Source organism: Nocardia sp. NPDC004068 (assembly GCF_042874315.1).
Lineage (GTDB): Bacteria > Actinomycetota > Actinomycetes > Mycobacteriales > Mycobacteriaceae > Nocardia.
Window position 1 is genome coordinate 293343 of the sequence record NZ_JBIAMW010000003.1, and the last position, 17405, is coordinate 310747.

At 68.3% G+C, this 17405-nt stretch carries 12 protein-coding genes and 2 tRNA genes; 10 read left to right on the forward strand and 4 right to left on the reverse strand.

Annotated features, from left to right (window positions below; translation table 11 throughout):
* Nucleotides 1-299 precede the first annotated feature (299 nt).
* The 10 genes from dnaA (at nucleotide 300) to ACFYTQ_RS08975 (ending at nucleotide 12424) form a co-directional block, all read left to right on the forward strand.
* Entirely contained in the window at nucleotides 300-2075 is a 1776-nt protein-coding gene (gene dnaA / locus ACFYTQ_RS08930; RefSeq protein WP_387358469.1) for a chromosomal replication initiator protein DnaA, read from the forward strand.
* 742 nt (nucleotides 2076-2817) lie between these two features.
* Nucleotides 2818-3972: a DNA polymerase III subunit beta gene (gene dnaN / locus ACFYTQ_RS08935; protein ID WP_387359183.1), complete on the forward strand. Its 1155-nt coding sequence runs from the start codon at nucleotides 2818-2820 to the stop codon at nucleotides 3970-3972.
* A gap of 90 nt (nucleotides 3973-4062) precedes the next feature.
* Nucleotides 4063-5253, forward strand: coding sequence for a DNA replication/repair protein RecF (recF, locus tag ACFYTQ_RS08940; RefSeq protein WP_387358471.1), 1191 nt, complete (start codon nucleotides 4063-4065; stop codon nucleotides 5251-5253).
* 165 nt (nucleotides 5254-5418) lie between these two features.
* Nucleotides 5419-5988, forward strand: a complete 570-nt coding sequence (locus ACFYTQ_RS08945; protein WP_387358473.1) for a DUF721 family protein — start codon at nucleotides 5419-5421, stop codon at nucleotides 5986-5988.
* Between the two features lie 351 nt (nucleotides 5989-6339).
* Nucleotides 6340-8382, forward strand: a complete 2043-nt coding sequence (gene gyrB, locus ACFYTQ_RS08950; RefSeq protein WP_387358475.1) for a DNA topoisomerase (ATP-hydrolyzing) subunit B — start codon at nucleotides 6340-6342, stop codon at nucleotides 8380-8382.
* Between the two features lie 82 nt (nucleotides 8383-8464).
* Complete coding sequence (gene gyrA, locus ACFYTQ_RS08955; protein ID WP_387358477.1) at nucleotides 8465-10978, forward strand: DNA gyrase subunit A; 2514 nt, start codon at nucleotides 8465-8467, stop codon at nucleotides 10976-10978.
* A 45-nt stretch (nucleotides 10979-11023) separates the two neighbouring features.
* On the forward strand, nucleotides 11024-11998 hold the full coding sequence (locus tag ACFYTQ_RS08960; RefSeq protein WP_387358479.1) for a DUF3566 domain-containing protein: 975 nt from the start codon (nucleotides 11024-11026) through the stop codon (nucleotides 11996-11998).
* 122 nt (nucleotides 11999-12120) lie between these two features.
* Nucleotides 12121-12194, forward strand: a tRNA-Ile gene (locus ACFYTQ_RS08965).
* Between the two features lie 30 nt (nucleotides 12195-12224).
* Entirely contained in the window at nucleotides 12225-12332 is a 108-nt protein-coding gene (locus ACFYTQ_RS08970; protein ID WP_387358481.1) for a DLW-39 family protein, read from the forward strand.
* Between the two features lie 19 nt (nucleotides 12333-12351).
* A tRNA-Ala gene (locus ACFYTQ_RS08975) sits at nucleotides 12352-12424 on the forward strand.
* A gap of 2 nt (nucleotides 12425-12426) precedes the next feature.
* Here the strand turns inward: ACFYTQ_RS08975 and ACFYTQ_RS08980 are convergent.
* The 4 genes from ACFYTQ_RS08980 to ACFYTQ_RS08995 are packed head-to-tail and all read right to left on the reverse strand — an operon-like array spanning nucleotide 12427 to nucleotide 17391.
* Nucleotides 12427-13026, reverse strand: a complete 600-nt coding sequence (locus ACFYTQ_RS08980) for a dihydrofolate reductase family protein (RefSeq protein WP_387358483.1) — start codon at nucleotides 13024-13026, stop codon at nucleotides 12427-12429.
* Nucleotides 13027-13028: 2 nt separating this feature from the next.
* Entirely contained in the window at nucleotides 13029-13832 is an 804-nt protein-coding gene (locus tag ACFYTQ_RS08985) for a metalloregulator ArsR/SmtB family transcription factor (protein ID WP_387358485.1), read from the reverse strand.
* Between the two features lie 56 nt (nucleotides 13833-13888).
* Nucleotides 13889-14677: an ESX secretion-associated protein EspG gene (locus ACFYTQ_RS08990; RefSeq protein WP_387358487.1), complete on the reverse strand. Its 789-nt coding sequence runs from the start codon at nucleotides 14675-14677 to the stop codon at nucleotides 13889-13891.
* Nucleotides 14674-17391 (reverse strand): WXG100 family type VII secretion target, encoded by a 2718-nt coding sequence (locus tag ACFYTQ_RS08995; RefSeq protein WP_387358489.1) that lies wholly within the window; start codon nucleotides 17389-17391, stop codon nucleotides 14674-14676. Before ACFYTQ_RS08995 ends, ACFYTQ_RS08990 begins: the two co-directional genes overlap by 4 nt.
* Nucleotides 17392-17405 lie beyond the last annotated feature (14 nt).

The window sequence follows — 17405 nt, forward strand, 5'->3', positions numbered from 1 at the left end:
TGGAACAGGGTCAAACTCGGGGTACCGTGAACCGGGCTTGCCACCGCGACACGCCAGCGGACGCGCGCTGTAGCCAAGAGATAGCTACAGAAGCCCAGGTCCGGGCACCGACGCCCGGCGCGCCCCGGCCCTACTCACACCCTTGTGGTTCTCCACATCTGTGGATAATTGTGTGGAAAGACCCCTGGAGTGGCATATTCGTATGGCCGACGGCCCCGCCGAACACCCGCGCTGAAGGGGGATGCGGGCAGTTCCAGACCGTCTGCTCCAATCGACCGATTCCGGGGAGGAAAACCTACGTGGACGACGAGCAGAACGTGTTGACCGCCGTCTGGCCCGAAGTGGTAGCCGAGCTTACAACCGGTTCCGCCGATGGTGCCATTCCGGCGGTGACCAATGCTCAGAAAGCCTGGTTGGGCCTGGTCAAGCCGCTGACCGTGGCGCAGGGCTTCGCACTGCTCTCGGTCCCCTCCTCGCTCGCGCAGGAGGCCATCGAACGCGATCTGCGCGAACCGATCCTGCGCTCGCTGGGCCGTCGGCTCGGTCCCCAGGTGGAGGGTCTGGGCGTGCGGATCGCCGCGCCGACCACCCCGCCCGCCGACCGGCCCGCGGGTCCGCCGCGGCACGCGCGGCTCACCTCCCGCCCGGAGCGGGTCCGGGAGACCCCGCGCGAACCGGTGCCCTACCCGCCCGCGCCGGAGTATCAACCGGCCGTCGAGTACGCCCCGCCGCGCTACCTTTCCCCAGGCGACTATCCCGCGCGGGCCGACTATCCCCAGGACGAGTTCCCCACCCCATCGATGGCTCGGGAATTGCCGGACACCCCCGCGGCGGAACCGCCCGCGCCGGTGCACCGGGATCTGGACCTGCCGCCCGCGCGGGCGGCCACGCCCGGACAGGAGTCGCTGTTCGCCCCCGAGGGCGACGGCCGCCGCCCCGGCGCCCCGGAGCCCGCCGACGACGAGCCGGTGGTCAACGTCCGCAACTCCTGGCCGACCTACTTCACCAAATCGCCCGAGCCGACCCCCTCGGCGCCGGTCTCCTCCTCGGCCAGCCTGAACTCCAAGTACACCTTCGAGACGTTCGTCATCGGCGCGTCCAACCGGTTCGCGCACGCGGCCGCGGTGGCCATCGCCGAGGCGCCCGCGCGGGCCTACAACCCGCTGTTCGTCTGGGGCGCTTCGGGTTTGGGCAAGACGCATCTGCTGCACGCGGCCGGGCACTACGCCCAGCGGCTGTTCCCGGGCATGCGGGTGAAGTACGTGTCGACCGAGGAGTTCACCAACGACTTCATCAACAGCCTGCGCGACGACCGCAAGGTGGCGTTCAAGCGCCGCTACCGCGAGACCGACATCCTGCTGGTCGACGACATCCAGTTCATCGAGGGGAAGGAAGGCATCCAGGAGGAGTTCTTCCACACCTTCAACACGCTGCACAACGCGAACAAGCAGATCGTCGTCTCCTCCGACCGGCCGCCCAAGCAGCTGGCCACCCTCGAGGAGCGGTTACGCACCCGGTTCGAGTGGGGTCTGATCACCGATGTGCAGCCGCCGGAGCTGGAGACGCGAATCGCCATCCTGCGCAAGAAGGCTCGGATGGATCGCCTCGACGTGCCGCACGACGTGCTGGAACTCATCGCGAGCCGGGTCGAGCGCAATATCCGCGAACTCGAGGGCGCGCTGATCCGTGTGACCGCCTTCGCCTCGCTGAACGGCCAGCCGCTGGATCTGTCGCTGGCCGAGGTCGTGCTGCGGGATCTGATGCCCGACACCACAACAATCGAGATCACCGCGTCCACGATCATGGCCGTGACCGCGGAGTACTTCAACACCACGCTCGAGGAGCTGACCGGGCCGGGTAAGGCCCGCCCGCTCGCCCAGGCCCGTCAGATCGCGATGTACCTGTGCCGCGAGCTGACCGATCTGTCGCTGCCGAAGATCGGGCAGGCGTTCGGCCGCGACCACACCACGGTGATGTACGCGGAGAAGAAGGTGCGCAAGGAGATGACCGAGCGCCGGCGCGTGTACGACCAGGTGCAGGAACTCACAGCCCGCATCAAACAGCGCTCCCGCTGATTCGCTCCCCAAGCCGATCCACCCCCAATGACCTGGGTGGATCGGCTTTTTCGTGTTGTGGATTCCTCGAGGAGTCCTTGTGGAGTCCTCGAGGAATCCCCCTGTTCTCCACCGGTTCGCTCACAGTTCGGGGACACCCCCGTTGACAGCTCCGCCAACACCCGTTCATGCACAGTTCCCACAGGCGAACTCATCCACCGGGTCCGACCTGCCCGAATCCCGTTGCGGCCTTGTGGATTCCTCGAGGAGTCCTTGTCAGGTCCTCGAGGAATCCTCGAGTTGTCCCCGGGTCGGTGCACACGTGTGCACAACCGGGGTACGGTCCGGGGAGAACTCGAGGATGGCTCGAGGACAGGGGTTGAACAGATTCGTAACCTCCACAGCGCCCCGCCGTTCATCCTCGAGACACCGAGCGGACATCCCCATGACGGCACGCGTCGCGAGCAGCGGATTCGCCGGGAGTCCACAGAATCCACAGCGCCTACTACTGTTTCGGTTCTTCTTCTAGAGAGATTCTCTTGAAGACAGGATGTGTGGAAACCCGGTTCGGGACCGGACTACCCGGATCGCGCCGCGGCACTCCTCGCGACGACGCATCGAGGAGATGGGTTGGGGACGACACGCATCCGAGGGGTGGCGTGGTGATCACGGCCCCGCGCGGGTACGGTTTGGTGTCCGGCATCGAGCCGAACGGATCACGACCGATCGAGACTTGGGAGAGGACAGTCGGGCGATGGAAAGCATGAAGTTTCGGGTCGCTCGCGAGGATTTCGCCGAATCCGTCGCCTGGGTGGCCCGCAGCCTGCCGTCGCGCCCGCCCGTACCGGTGCTCGGTGGCGTCCTGCTCGTGGCCGACGAGGACGGACTCACCGTCTCCGGCTTCGACTACGAGGTCTCCGCACAGATGCGGGTGGCCGCCGAGGTCGCCGGGCCGGGGCAGGTGCTGGTGTCGGGTCGCCTTCTGGCCGACATCACGAAGGCGTTGTCCAACAAGCCCGTCGACGTCTCCGTGGACGGCACCCGCGTGCTGATCGCCTGCGGCAGCGCGAAGTTCTCGCTGCCGACCATGCCGGTCGAGGACTATCCCCAGCTGCCCGAATTGCCGCCGCAGACGGGCGAACTCGGGGCCGACGTGTTCTCCTCCGCGGTCGGTCAGGTCGCCGTGGCCGCGGGCCGCGACGACACGCTGCCGATGCTCACCGGCATCCGGGTCGAGATCGAGGGTTCGAAGGTCGTGCTCGCGGCCACCGACCGGTTCCGCCTGGCGGTCCGGCATCTGGAGTGGCAGCCGGGCCGCGACGACGTGGAGACCGCCGTGTTGGTCCCCGCCCGCACCCTGTCCGAGTCGGCGAAGACGCTGGGCCCGTCCGACGCGCCCGTGCAGCTGGCGTTCGGCACCGGCACCGACGGGCTGCTCGGCATCGTCAACGGCGGCCGCCGTACCACCACCCGGCTGCTCGACGCGGAATTCCCCAAGTTCCGCCAATTGCTCCCCAAGGAGCACACCTCCATCGCGACTCTCCAGGTGAGCGCGCTGATCGAGGCCATCAAGCGCGTCGCGCTGGTCGCCGAGCGCGGCGCCCAGGTGCGGCTGGAGTTCTCCGAACAGGGCCTGCAACTCTCGGCGGGCGGGGACGACGCGGGCCGCGCCGAGGAGTGGCTCGAGGCCGACTTCCGCGGTGAGCCGCTCACCATCGCCTTCAACCCGGGCTACCTGAACGACGGGCTGTCCGCGCTGCACTCGGACCGGGTGACCTTCGGGTTCACCACGCCCAGCCGCCCGGCGGTGATGTGCCCGACCGGCGAGGACGAGCCGCCGACCACCGAGTCCGGGGCGTACGCCGCGCCGGCGAGCGACTACATCTACCTGCTGATGCCGGTCCGCCTGCCGGGCTGACCCACATTTGTGAACATTGTTGATAACCCTGTGCAGAACTCGGGATATCGCACGGTCGCTCGCGGTGTGCCGGGGTCGGTGGGCTGACCGATGTACGTGCGGACGCTGACCCTGCGGGACTTCCGTTCCTGGGCGCAGGCCGACCTCGAACTGGCCCCGGGCCGCACCGTCTTCCTGGGCGCCAACGGCAACGGCAAGACCAATCTGGTGGAGGCCGTGGGATATCTGTCGACGCTGGGCTCGCACCGGGTGTCCACCGACGCCCCGCTGATCCGCATCGGCGCCCAGCGCGCCCGGATCGGGGCGACCGTGGTGAACACCGGGCGCGAACTGCGGATCGACATGGAGCTGAACCAGGGTTCGGCCAACCGGGCCCAGATCAACCGGTCGCCGGTGCGGCGGCCGCGGGAGATCCTCGGCATCCTGCAGACGGTCCTGTTCGCCCCCGAGGACCTGGCGCTGGTGCGCGGCGACCCGTCGGAGCGGCGGCGCTTCCTCGACGAGTTGTGCACCGCGCGGCTGCCCCGGCTGGCCGGGGTGCGCTCGGACTACGACCGGGTGCTGCGGCAGCGCTCGGCGCTGTTGAAAACCGCTGGGCGGCAAGCGCGTTCGCGGTCCGGCTCCGAGCTGAGCACGCTCGACGTCTGGGACGGGCACCTGGCCGCGCACGGGGCGGAACTGCTGGCCCAGCGGCTGCGCCTGGTGCACGAGCTGGCGCCGCATCTCGAACGGTCCTACCGCGGTATCGCCCCGGAATCGCGGGCCGCCGCCGTCCGCTACCGAAGCGGTTGCCTCCCAACGGAATTCCTCGATCCCGATCGCGCGCCCGAACCCGACGACGCCGAGGTGCTCGAGTCGATCCTGTTGCGCGAGTTGTCCACAGCCCGTCCCAAGGAACTGGAACGCGGGGTGTGCCTGGTCGGTCCGCATCGCGACGATCTGGACCTGATGCTCGGCTCCGCGCCCGCGAAAGGCTTTGCCAGCCACGGGGAGTCGTGGTCGTTCGCGCTCGCGCTGCGCCTGGCCGCGTTCGAACTGCTGCGCAGCGTCGGCACCGACCCGGTGCTGCTGCTCGACGACGTGTTCGCCGAACTGGACCGCCGCCGCCGCGCCGCGCTGGCGGCCGTCGCGGCCACCGCCGAACAGGTGCTCATCACCGCGGCCGTCCCCGAGGACGTCCCGCCCGAACTCGAGGCCACCCCGCTGCGCGTGGAGACCACCGGCGCGGCCGACGAACGCGCCTCCCACATCGCGGGGGAGACCGTCCCCGCCGAGCAGTGAGCGACGCACCTCTCGGGTCCGTGCACGGCTGTCCCCACCGGGCACCGAGCCCCCCGCGGGGATGTCACAACTGGGCCGTGTGACACGGCCCGCGCGCGGTAGGTGTCGCGGTTGCCGAGCGCTAGCCTTGTCCTCCTACGCGACAAGATCGATCCGGGAGGTGGCATGGCGGACGGTACCGACGACGACGGTGCGAAGTCCCCTGCCGACGGGTCCCAGCCGGAGTTGCGCGGCATCGATCTGGCCCGCCGCGCCCTGGAGGAGGCCCGGGCCGCGGCCAAGGCGAGCGGTAAGGCCGTCGGGCAGGGCCGGGCCTCGCCGCGCAAGGGCGGGGTGCGTGCCCTGCGGCGCCGCGGCTGGTCCGGCGCGCGGCCCGACGAACGCGATCCCCAACTGCTCGCCACCCTCGCCGGGGCGCTGGCCAAGAACCGCGGCTGGTCGGGCAAGGTCGCCGAGGGCACGGTCTTCGGCCGGTGGGCGGGCGTGGTCGGCGAGGACATCGCCGCGCACGCCACCCCGATCTCGCTGACCGACGGCGTGCTGAGCGTGCAGGCCGAATCCACGGCCTGGGCAACGCAATTGCGCATGTTGCAGGCGCAGCTGCTGGCCAAGATCAACGCCGCCGTCGGCCAGGGCGTGGTCACCCAGCTGAAGATCAGCGGCCCGGCCGCGCCCAGCTGGCGCAAGGGCGAACGGCACATCAAGGGCCGCGGTCCGCGCGACACCTACGGCTGAGTCGTTTCACGTGGAACGCCGCGCGAGGGCGGGTGCGCGGCAAACAATTTCCGCGCGGGCCGCAGCGGGCCGCTGAGACTCGCGAGACCCCGGAGACCTACAACCGGACTCGGCGGCGATCGATTTCACGCACTCACGGAGCTCTCAGGGGTGTCATAGGTGCATCCTGTGGCGGGTGTACCAGTAGGATGGGGGAGTAACTAGCGGCGATACCTTCGGCGCGCGACGCGCGGCCCGCGCGCGGACCCGTAATTCTCGAGCAGTTCGTCATCTCGAGCCTGTGGACCGGGGCCACCCGTGCGCTGTTCGCGTTGCGCCGAGGGATCAGCAAGTAAGGAGAGCTACCGAGCAGTGGCTGCCAACGACTCCAACGCAAGCGGCTCCACCCCGGCGAAAGCGGGCAATCAGGATTACAGCGCCTCCAACATCACGGTCCTGGAGGGCCTCGAGGCGGTCCGCAAGCGCCCCGGTATGTACATCGGTTCCACCGGCGAGCGCGGTCTGCACCACCTGATCTGGGAGGTCGTGGACAACTCCGTCGACGAGGCGATGGCCGGCTACGCCACCCGGGTCGATGTCACCCTGCTGGCCGACGGCGGCGTCGAGGTCGTCGACGACGGCCGCGGCATCCCCACCGATATGCACGCCCAGGGCATCCCGACCATCGAGGTCGTCATGACCCAGCTGCACGCGGGCGGCAAGTTCGACTCCGACGCCTACGCGGTGTCCGGCGGTCTGCACGGCGTCGGCATCTCGGTGGTGAACGCGCTGTCCACCCGCCTCGAGGCCGATATCGACTACCGCGGTTTCCACTGGAGCCAGGAATACAAGGACGCCAAGCCCGGCAAACTGATCCAGGGCGACGCGACCAAGCGCACCGGCACCACCATCCGGTTCTGGCCGGACGCGGAGGTCTTCGAGACCACCACCTTCAACTTCGAGACCGTCGCGCGCCGCCTGCAGGAGATGGCCTTCCTCAACAAGGGCCTGACCATCACGCTGACCGATCAGCGGGTGAGCGACTCCGAGGTGACCGAGGACGTCGTCAGCGATACCGCCGAGGCGCCCAAGACCGACGCGGTCGTCCCGTCCGAGCAGAAGGTCAAGACCCGGACCTACCACTACCCGGGCGGCCTCGAGGACTTCGTCAAGCACATCAACCGCACCAAGCAGTCCATCCACAACTCGATCGTGTCGTTCACCGGCAAGGGCACCGGTCACGAGGTCGAGGTGGCGATGCAGTGGAACTCGGGCTACTCCGAGTCGGTGCACACCTTCGCCAACACCATCAACACCCACGAGGGCGGCACCCACGAGGAGGGCTTCCGCGCGGCGCTCACCACGGTGGTGAACAAGTACGCCAAGGAGAAGAAGCTCCTCAAGGACAAGGACGGCAACCTCACCGGCGACGACATCCGCGAGGGCCTCACCGCCATCGTGAGCGTGAAGATCTCCGATCCGCAGTTCGAGGGCCAGACCAAGACCAAACTCGGCAACACCGAGGTCAAGTCGTTCGTGCAGCGCACCTGCAACGAGCACCTCGCGCACTGGTTCGAGGCCAATCCGGCCGACGCCAAAACCATTGTGCAGAAGGCGGTCTCGTCGGCGCAGGCGCGCATCGCCGCCCGCAAGGCGCGCGAGCTGGTCCGCCGCAAGAGCGCGACCGATCTGGGCGGGCTGCCCGGCAAGCTGGCCGACTGCCGCTCCAAGGATCCGGCGAAGTCCGAGATCTACATCGTGGAGGGCGACTCCGCCGGCGGCTCGGCCAAATCCGGCCGCGACTCGATGTACCAGGCGATCCTGCCGATCCGCGGCAAGATCATCAACGTCGAGAAGGCGCGCATCGACCGGGTCCTCAAGAACAACGAGGTGCAGTCGATCATCACCGCGTTCGGCACCGGCATCCACGACGAGTTCGACATCGCGAAGCTGCGCTATCACAAGATCATCCTGATGGCCGACGCCGACGTGGACGGTCAGCACATCACCACGCTGCTGCTCACGCTGCTGTTCCGGTTCATGCGCCCGCTGGTCGAACACGGTCACGTGTATCTGTCCTGCCCGCCGCTGTACAAGCTCAAGTGGCAGCGCAGCGAGCCGGAGTTCGCCTACTCCGACCGCGAGCGCGACGCGCTGCTCGAGCGCGGCCAGGCCGCCGGGCGGAAGATCAACAAGGACGACGGCGTGCAGCGCTACAAGGGTCTGGGCGAGATGAACCCCAAGGAGCTGTGGGAGACGACCATGGACCCGGCCACCCGCCTGCTGCGGCTGGTGACCCTGGACGACGCGGCCGCGGCCGACGAGCTGTTCAGCATTCTCATGGGTGAGGACGTCGAGGCCCGGCGCAGCTTCATCACCCGCAACGCCAAGGACGTCCGCTTCCTCGATCTGTGACCCGTTCCGTGTCCCGGCGCGCCCACGCGCGCCGGGATGACGAGTTGCCCAGGGCCACACAGACTTCCAACGGAGAACATCGATGACCGAGACCACCCTCCCGCCCAACGGCGGCGGCGACCGCATCGAGCCGGTCGACATCCAGCACGAGATGCAGAACAGCTACATCGATTACGCGATGAGCGTGATCGTGGGCCGCGCGCTGCCGGAGGTGCGCGACGGCCTCAAGCCGGTGCATCGCCGGATCCTCTACGCGATGTACGACAACGGGTACCGGCCCGACCGCGGCTATGTGAAGTCGGCCCGCCCGGTCGCCGAGACGATGGGCAACTACCACCCGCACGGCGACGTCCCGATCTACGACACCCTGGTCCGCATGGCGCAGCCGTGGTCGCTGCGCTATCCGCTGGTCGATCCGCAGGGCAACTTCGGTTCGCGCGGCAACGACGGCCCGGCGGCCATGCGCTACACCGAGTGCCGCCTGACGCCGCTGGCCATGGAGATGCTGCGGGAGATCGACGAGGAGACCGTCGACTTCCAGGCCAACTACGACGGCCGTTCGCAGGAACCCGTCGTTCTCCCCAGTCGTGTCCCCAACCTGTTGATCAACGGTTCCGGCGGCATCGCCGTCGGCATGGCCACCAACATCCCGCCGCACAACCTGCGCGAGGTGGCCGAGGCGATCTACTGGGCGCTGGACAACCACGACGCCGACGAGGAGTCCACCCTCGCGGCCTGCGTGGAGCGCATCAAGGGCCCGGACTTCCCGACGCACGGCCTGATCGTGGGCGGTCAGGGCATCCAGGACGCCTACAAGACCGGGCGCGGCTCGATCCGGATGCGCGGCGTGGTGGAGATCGAGGAGGACAACCGCGGTCGCACCACGATCGTCATCACCGAGCTCCCGTACCAGGTCAACACCGACAACTTCATCAACTCGATCGCCGAGCAGGTCAAGGACGGCAAGATCGCGGGCGTCGCCGACGTCCACGACGAGTCCTCCGACCGCGCGGGCATGCGCATCGTCGTCACGATCAAGCGCGACGCGATCGCCAAGGTCGTGCTGAACAACCTGTACAAGCACACCCAGCTGCAGACCAGCTTCGGCGCCAACATGCTGTCCATCGTCGACGGCGTGCCGCGCACGCTGCGGCTGGACCAGATGATCCGGCTCTACGTCAACCACCAGTTGGACGTCATCATCCGGCGGACCCGCTACCGGTTGCGCAAGGCCGAGGAACGCGCCCACATCCTGCGCGGCCTGGTCAAGGCGCTCGACGCGCTCGACGAGGTCATCGCCCTGATCCGGCGCTCGGCCGACACCGAGACCGCGCGCACGGGCCTGATGCGGCTGCTCGAGATCGACGAGATCCAGGCGACCGCGATCCTGGACATGCAGCTGCGCCGGTTGTCGGCCCTGGAGCGGCAGAAGATCGTCGACGAGTTGGCCAAGATCGAACTCGAGATCGCCGACTACAAGGACATCCTCGACAAGCCCGAGCGGCAGCGCGCGATCGTGCGCGACGAGCTGAAGGAGATCGTCGACAAGCACGGCGACGACCGCCGCACCCGGATCATCGCCGCCGACGGCGAGGTCAGCGACGAGGATCTGATCGCCCGCGAGGACGTCGTGGTCACGATCACCGAGACCGGCTACGCCAAGCGCACCAAGACCGACCTGTACCGCAGCCAGAAGCGCGGCGGCAAGGGCGTGCAGGGCGCGGGCCTCAAGCAGGACGACCTGGTCCGGCACTTCTTCATCACCTCGACCCACGACTGGCTGCTGTTCTTCACCAATCTGGGCCGGGTGTACCGGGCCAAGGCGTACGAACTGCCCGAGGCCAGCCGGACCGCGCGCGGTCAGCACGTGGCGAATCTGCTGGCCTTCCAGCCGGACGAGAAGATCGCCCAGGTCATCCAGATCAAGTCCTACGAGGACGCGCCCTATCTGGTGCTCGCCACCAAGAACGGCCTGGTCAAGAAGTCGCGGCTGACCGATTTCGACTCCAACCGCTCGGGCGGCATCGTCGCGGTGAACCTGCGCGACAGCGACGAATTGGTCGGCGCCGCACTGTGTTCGGCCGACGACGATCTGCTGCTGGTGTCGGCGCACGGCCAGTCGATCCGGTTCCCCGCCAACGACGAGGTGCTGCGCCCGATGGGCCGGGCCACCTCCGGGGTGCAGGGCATGCGGTTCAACACCGACGACGAGTTGTTGTCGCTCAACGTGGTCCGGGACAATACGTACCTGTTGGTCGCCACCGCGGGCGGCTACGCCAAGCGGACGGCCATCGAGGAGTACACCGCGCAGGGCCGCGGGGGTAAAGGTGTATTGACTATCCAGTACGACCAGAGGCGTGGCAGTCTGGTGGGAGCGCTCATCGTCGACGACGAGGACGAGCTCTACGCCATCACCTCCGGCGGCGGGGTCATCCGGACCTCGGCCAATCAGGTGCGCAAGGCCGGACGGCAGACCAAGGGCGTGCGATTGATGAACCTCGGCGAGGGCGATACGTTGCTTGCGATCGCTCGGAACGCCGACGAGCCCGACCAGGTTTCCGGCGAAGAAGACACCAGCGGTTCCGAGAAGCAGTAATTTCTCCACAGGCAGCGGCGGCACGAAGGATTGAAGGATCCCCAATTGACCACTCCGAACCAGCCGAATGACGAGCGGCACCACGCCAACGGTGTGACCGAGCGCATCGCGCCGTCTCCGATTCCGCCGCGGCCGATTCCGCGGCCGGGCGACGGCGGCGGCCCGGGCAGCGCGTCCGATCGGTCCGACAACCCCGGCGATTCCCGGGGTCCGGAGGGCGCGCAGGAGGGCCCGGGGGAGCAGTCCGACGGCGCCGACGGCGCGACCACCCGGTTCGAGGAGGGCTGGTCGCAGCTGCCGCAGCGCGAACCGCAGTCCAATCTGAACCGGCCCGGGCAGTCCCCGGTGACCGGGCGGCCCCCGGTCAACCCGATCGGGCTCAACGCCGGGGTCAGCAATGCCCGTACCACGGCCGACCTGGCGGCCAAGGCGGCCCGCAAGGAGGCCGCGATGGTGAAGTCCGTCGGCATCGACGGACCCACCCGCAGCATCGCCCGGCCGGAGCTGGTCAAGGACATGCCCGACCTGTCGGAGCTGCGTCATCCGCTGCCGCCGTCCGCGCCCGCCGCCGAGCCGCCGGGGCATCGTCCCGGCCCGCAGGCCGTGCCGATCTCGCCCGCGGTCCCGGCGGCGGTCGCCCAGGCGGTCAGCACCGGTGAGCCGCTGCGGGCGACCGTGCAGGTGCGCCACATCGATCCGTGGTCCACGCTGAAGATCTCGCTGGTCATCAGCGTGGCCATGTTCTTCGTGTGGATGCTGGCGGTCGGCTTCCTCTACATCGTGCTCTCCGGCATGGGTGTATGGGACCGCCTCAACAGCACCTTCACCGATATGGTCTCCGACAACGGCTCGTCCTCGGCGTCGCTGATCGACGCCGGGTCGGTCTTCGGCTACGCCGCCGTGATCGGCCTCATCAACGTCGTCCTGCTCACGGCCCTGTCCACGGTCGGCGTCTTCATCTACAACCAGTGCACCGACCTCGTCGGCGGCATCCAGGTCACCCTGGCCGATCCCGATTAGGTCGCAGGCCCGCCAACGGCCGGTTCCGCCCGTCAGGGCCGGGACCGGCCGTTTTGGTTATCGAGGGCCGCGTACGGTAATCTCGTGCCTCGGTTCGGGAAGTAATCCCGGGACCGAAATCCGGGCCTATAGCTCAGGCGGTTAGAGCGCTTCGCTGATAACGAAGAGGTCGGAGGTTCAAGTCCTCCTAGGCCCACACCCGGTCGATCACAGTAGGGTGGGATTCATGAAAATTCTCCTCATGCTCGGTGCTGTGGTTGCGGTCGTCTTCGCGGTCAGCAAGTTCCGCCAGCGCAGCGAGCCCGATCTGTGGCACGAGGTGACCAACCGCTGAGTTCCGTACTCGGCCACCAGGGGCCTTAGCTCAATTGGCAGAGCACTGCCTTTGCAAGGCAGGGGTTAGGGGTTCGATTCCCCTAGGCTCCACTTCAGCGCACGCGGTCGTAGACCAGTGCCATTTCGCCCAGTTCACCGGATTCCCGAAGGGCGAGTTGCCATTTCGTGCCGGGGAGGCCGTCGTCGAACAGGCGGGGGCCGCCGCCCGCGATCTCAGGGCAGACGATCAGGTAGAGGCGGTCGATCAGGTCGGCGGCGAGCAGCGGTTTGATGACGCTCGAGCTGCTGTTGACGAGGATGTCGCCGGTGCCGGAGGTGCGCAGGTCGGCGACGACGTCGGCGGCGGGGGCGTTCACGACGCGGGTGCGCTCCCAGGGCGATTCGGTCAAACTCGTTGACAGCACGACCTTTTCGGTGTTCACGAGCCATTTCGCGTAACCGCGGTCGCGCGGGTCGGCGTCGGGGTTGTCGGCCATCGTGGGCCAGAAGCCCAGGAAGCCCTCCGCGTTGCGGCGGCCGAGCACCGCCGTGGTGGCGTTCTCGTGGGCGCGGCTCATCTGATCGCGGGCGACCTCGGTGACGGCGTAGGGGACGATCGCGCCCATATCGCCGGGGCCCGCGGGGCCGTGGTAGCGGCCGTCCAGGGTGAGGCTGAGGTTCGCGGTGACCTTGCGGGCGGGGGAGTCGGACATGATCATGCTTCTTTCTTCTCGAGGGTGTGGGTCAGCTGATCGAGGACCTGACCCCAACCGGTTTCGATACCGGCGATGAAGGGGGCGGCCTCGACCGTCGTCTCGGTGATGGACAGCCGCATACGCAGCCGGGTGCCCGATCGGTCCGGGGCGAAGTCCAGGTCGTAGTGGCCGGTGAACGCGACCGCGCCGGCCGCGTCCAGGACCGACAGGTCGAAGGCGAGATGTTCGGGTGCGCGCGCGGCGTCGACCCGGCCGGTCGAGCGGTAGGAGCGCCCCTCGGCGTCGCGGTAGTCGAGCACCACCCGGCCGCCCGGTTCGGGCTCGATGACGCAGGCGGACATCGTCATCGACGGCGGCGCCCACCAGGCGGCCAGCAGCTCCGGTTCGACCCAGTGCCGCCAGACCGTCGCCGGGGGCGCGCTCAGCAGGCGCTCGAAGGTGAAGGTCCGGCCGTCGGCCCACCGATCACGGTCCGCCGCGGCGGTTTCCGTGTCGATGGCGGCGCGGTAGCGCTCCACCACATCCCGCTCGCCCGCATGCGCCTCGGCGGTCTCGACGAGTTCGCGCAGGCGGAGTTCCAGCGCGACGAGCGGGCCGGTGTCGAGGGCGTAGACGCGGCGCTGACCGAGCGGGACGGCCGTGACCAGTCCGGCGCGGGCGAGCGTCTGGAGATGTTTGGTGGTCTGCGGTTGCCGCAGGCCGGTCAGCTCGGCCAGCTCGCCGACCGAGCGCGGTCGCTCGGCGAGCGACTCGACGATGCGCCAGCGCGCCGCGTCCGCGAGTGCTGAGGTGATCCCGTCCATGACGAGAAGTATTCTCCACAGAGAATATTCTTGTCAAGGAATACTTTGGGATCGGGTCAAACCTCCAGCTCACGATGCGAATCCATACGGGCGAGGATGCGCTCGATCGCGGAAGTGATCCAGCCGACGAGGCCGTCCGAACCCGTGCCGACCGCGATCGGGGCGGGATCGTCCAGCGGCATGACGTAGCGGCCGTCGTGCGGGAGATCGCGCCACAGCACGCCGGATTCGACCAGGCCGCGCGGACCGAACTTCGACCGGCCCTGGAGCACCTTGACGATGCCCGTGGATACGGCCGGGGTGTCGAAGAAGCGGGCGGCGGTGAACTGCTCGTCGTCCTCGTCGTCGGCGACCATCGAGCCCGAAACCCGTTCCGGCGCGGGCGTTTCCGATACGACGATCGGAATCGCGCCACGGCGGCCGGGACCGCGGCGCGGCAGCCGGTCCACCACCGCCTCGCTCAGCTCGCGCGGTCCGCATTCGGTGATGGTGAAACCGCCGCTGTGCCAGAGGGTTTCGCCCGGTTTCTGGTCCAGGACGTAACCGCGGGAGCCGCGCCGGACCGCGTGCACGCGGATGCGCTTGTCCGGATTCTCGAAATCCTGGTCGTCCCAGGCGTGCGCGACCACGAACACCTCGGGCCGGGCCACGGTGTCGACCATCGCCTCGAATTCGCCGTCCGCGCGGTCGCGCAACCGGTCCCGCGCCGCGGCCCGCTCGCGTTCGTAGTCGGCCAGCAGGGCGGTGCGGCTGGTGAACGAGAAGGGGGCGGGCAGCACGCCGTGCCGATGGTCGTCGCACAGCAGCTGGAATTCCAGATCGGTGAGTTCCCACGTGCGGCTCATTCGATGACCGGCTTCACCTTGTAGGGCATGTCGCCGAGCGCCTCGTCCATGTTCTCCCGCGACTGGAGGAACTTCGCCCGCCGATGCTCGCGGCTGGACGCCGCGCCGCCCGCCCCGCCCGCGGGCGCTCCGGCCATACCCGGCGCGCCCATTCCGGGCGAATCCCCGTGCGCCGCATCGAGTGCCGGGGTCCCCGGCAGTTCGGCGCGCGGAAACAGTTGGGCGGCACGGGTGTTCTCGTACGGCTGCTGTGGGGTCTGCGGCACGTCGCCGCCGCCGACATCGCCGCCGCCTCCACCACCGCCGCCCCCGCCCAGGGCGTTCGGATCGAACGCGCCGCCGGTCAGATCCGAGAGCTGTTGTCCGAGATCGGGAATCTGTCCCGCGAGGTGGTGCAGTTCGTCCAGGCCGCCGAGGCTCGCCCCCAGATTGGTGAACGCCTCGATGCCCTTGTTCAGGGATTCGCCCAACTGCCCCAACGCCTCCTGGCCCGCCGAGAGGAGTGATTCGATGGGATCGCCCTGGCCCGTTGTCCCTTGGCCGCCGGAGAACAACGATTCGATGGGATTGCCTCGGTCCGAGGCGGATTCGGTGCCGAACGGTGAGTGAGACGAGGTGGCGTGCCCGGTGGTGCCCGAATCGGTGCTGCCGAAGGCGGGGACGTGAGTGCCCGACGTGCCGCCCGTGGTCGGGGCATCCGGCATCGGGACCTCGCTGCCCGTCGAGCCGGACAGGCCGGAGACGAGATCGTCGAGCGAGGGGATGTTCGAACTCGGCGCGGACGCCGAGCCGGAGGAGCCGCGGCCCGAGGAGCCCGAATTCCCGCCGCCGAACGAAGGGGTCTTGCTGCTGGTCGAGCCGCCCGTGGTGGGGACGTCGGGCATCGGCGCGGAGGTGCCCGTATCGCCGCCGCCGGACAGGCGGGAGATCACGTCGTCGAGCGACGGCGTGCTCTGGCCGCCGGACGGGGATTTCGATGAACCGCCGCCGGAGCGCGAGCCGGATCGACCACTCGGCGAAGGGCTTCCGAAATCGGGCGTCGAGAAGGTCGGGGCCGCGGGCATCGGGGAGCTCTGGCCGTAGTCCCCGGATCCCGACGAGTAGTCCGACGGGATCGATGCCGACGGCGAACCGCTCGAACCCGGACCCGATGCCGAGCCGGGGGAGGAGGACGAACCGGAACCGCCGGAGCCCTGCGGATCCGAATTGCCGAACTGGGGCATGGGAACGCCGGGGGAGGAACCGGTGCCGCTCGAGCCGGTCGTGCCGCCGCTCGCGTCCTGGTAGCCCTTTTCGTAACCGGCCTGGTAGCCCTGCTGGTAGTCGCCCTGGCCTTGACCTTGGCCTTGGCCGTATTGCCCTGTGCCGTAGCCGTATTGGCCGGAACCGGTGCTGCCGTAACCGCTGCCGTCGCCGTACTGCCCGGTGCCGTAGCTGTTCCCAGGTCCGTATTGCCCGTTGCCCGAACCGTATTGGCCGCCGGTGCCGTAGCCGTTGCTGGAACCGTAACCGTTCTCACCGCCGTAGCCGTTGCCGTACGGATCGTAATTCCCGTATTGACCGGAATTCCCGTACTGCCCGTTCTGGCCGTACCCGGCCTGCTGGCCCGCCTGATATCCGGCCTGATACCCGGATTGATACTCCGGGCTCTGGTTCTGCCCGTTCCCGTACTGCCCATTTCCGTTCTGCCCGTCGCCCGTTCCGTCCGGGTTCTGCCCGTTGCCGTTGCCCTGGTTCTGCTGGGTCGGGGCGTCGAGCGAGGGCATGACCGAGACGGAGTTCTTGATGCCCGCGATGTAATGGCTCTCGAACTCGCCGCGGAAATGCGCCATCTGCTTTCCGGGACAACAGGAGTCGGGCTTCGGATTGTGCGGCATGCTGAGCGCGGTGGCGTACAGCCAGCGGGCGGTGTAGTCCAGGTTCTGGCTCATCGCCGTCATCGCGTCGGTCAGCGGCTGCACGCCCTGCTGATAGCGCTGGGTGGCCGCCACCGCGGCGCTCGCGGCAGTGCCCTCCCAGTGGTTGGAGACCGAGGAGATGGTGCTCGCGAAGTCGTTGAGCTTCTGATAGAGGGTCTCGCCCAACCACTTCCACATGCCCGCCGCGTCGGCCACGGGCTGCGGCCGGATGGTCTGTCCGAGCTGATACAGATCCTGGTAGCTCAGACTGTCCTTGTTCTCGTACATCACGGTGACGGAACTGTCCTTGTTCCCGTGATAGTCGGTCAGCGAGGACGGGAAGTCCGGCATCTTGAAATCCAGGCCCCAGTCGATACCGCCCAACTCCGGCGTCTGGAGATCGGAATGAGTGGGCATATTCAGATTCGACGGCTGCACGGACCCGCCGATCTGCTGCGACGAGCCGTCCTCGGCGAGTTGATAGGTCTTGCCCGCCAGCACGAAGGTGTCGTGCATATCGCCGACGATCTTCGCGTTCTTCTGCAGAATGTCGTGCAGCCGTGCGGCTTTGGTGCTGAACGCGCCCGCCAGCTCGCGCCCGGAGTACAGGTTGCCGAACGGGTCCATGCGGTCGAGTTTGTTGTCCGACACCGCCTTCGCCATCGCCTGCAGGTCGGCGACCAGCTGCTGGGCGGCGTTCGCGGCGGTGATCGCGTCCTGCCTGTCGAATTGCAGATAGCCGTTGGACGCCGCGTTCTTCAGACCGGCCCACTCGTTCTGATCCGGCGTCGTCGTCGTGGTGGTCGGTGTGGTCATCGTCTCCCTTTCGA

Excerpts from the sequence above, each read along its gene's own strand:
- recF (WP_387358471.1), top strand. The coding sequence starts at position 4,063 with ATGTACGTGCGGACGCTGACCCTGCGGGACTTCCGTTCCTGGGCGCAG.
- ACFYTQ_RS08990 (WP_387358487.1), bottom strand. The coding sequence starts at position 14,677 with ATGAGCCGCACGTGGGAACTCACCGATCTGGAATTCCAGCTGCTGTGC.
- ACFYTQ_RS08985 (WP_387358485.1), bottom strand. The coding sequence starts at position 13,832 with ATGGACGGGATCACCTCAGCACTCGCGGACGCGGCGCGCTGGCGCATC.
- ACFYTQ_RS08995 (WP_387358489.1), bottom strand. The coding sequence starts at position 17,391 with ATGACCACACCGACCACCACGACGACGACGCCGGATCAGAACGAGTGG.
- ACFYTQ_RS08945 (WP_387358473.1), top strand. The coding sequence starts at position 5,419 with ATGGCGGACGGTACCGACGACGACGGTGCGAAGTCCCCTGCCGACGGG.
- dnaN (WP_387359183.1), top strand. The coding sequence starts at position 2,818 with ATGAAGTTTCGGGTCGCTCGCGAGGATTTCGCCGAATCCGTCGCCTGG.
- ACFYTQ_RS08980 (WP_387358483.1), bottom strand. The coding sequence starts at position 13,026 with ATGTCCGACTCCCCCGCCCGCAAGGTCACCGCGAACCTCAGCCTCACC.
- ACFYTQ_RS08970 (WP_387358481.1), top strand. The coding sequence starts at position 12,225 with ATGAAAATTCTCCTCATGCTCGGTGCTGTGGTTGCGGTCGTCTTCGCG.
- gyrA (WP_387358477.1), top strand. The coding sequence starts at position 8,465 with ATGACCGAGACCACCCTCCCGCCCAACGGCGGCGGCGACCGCATCGAG.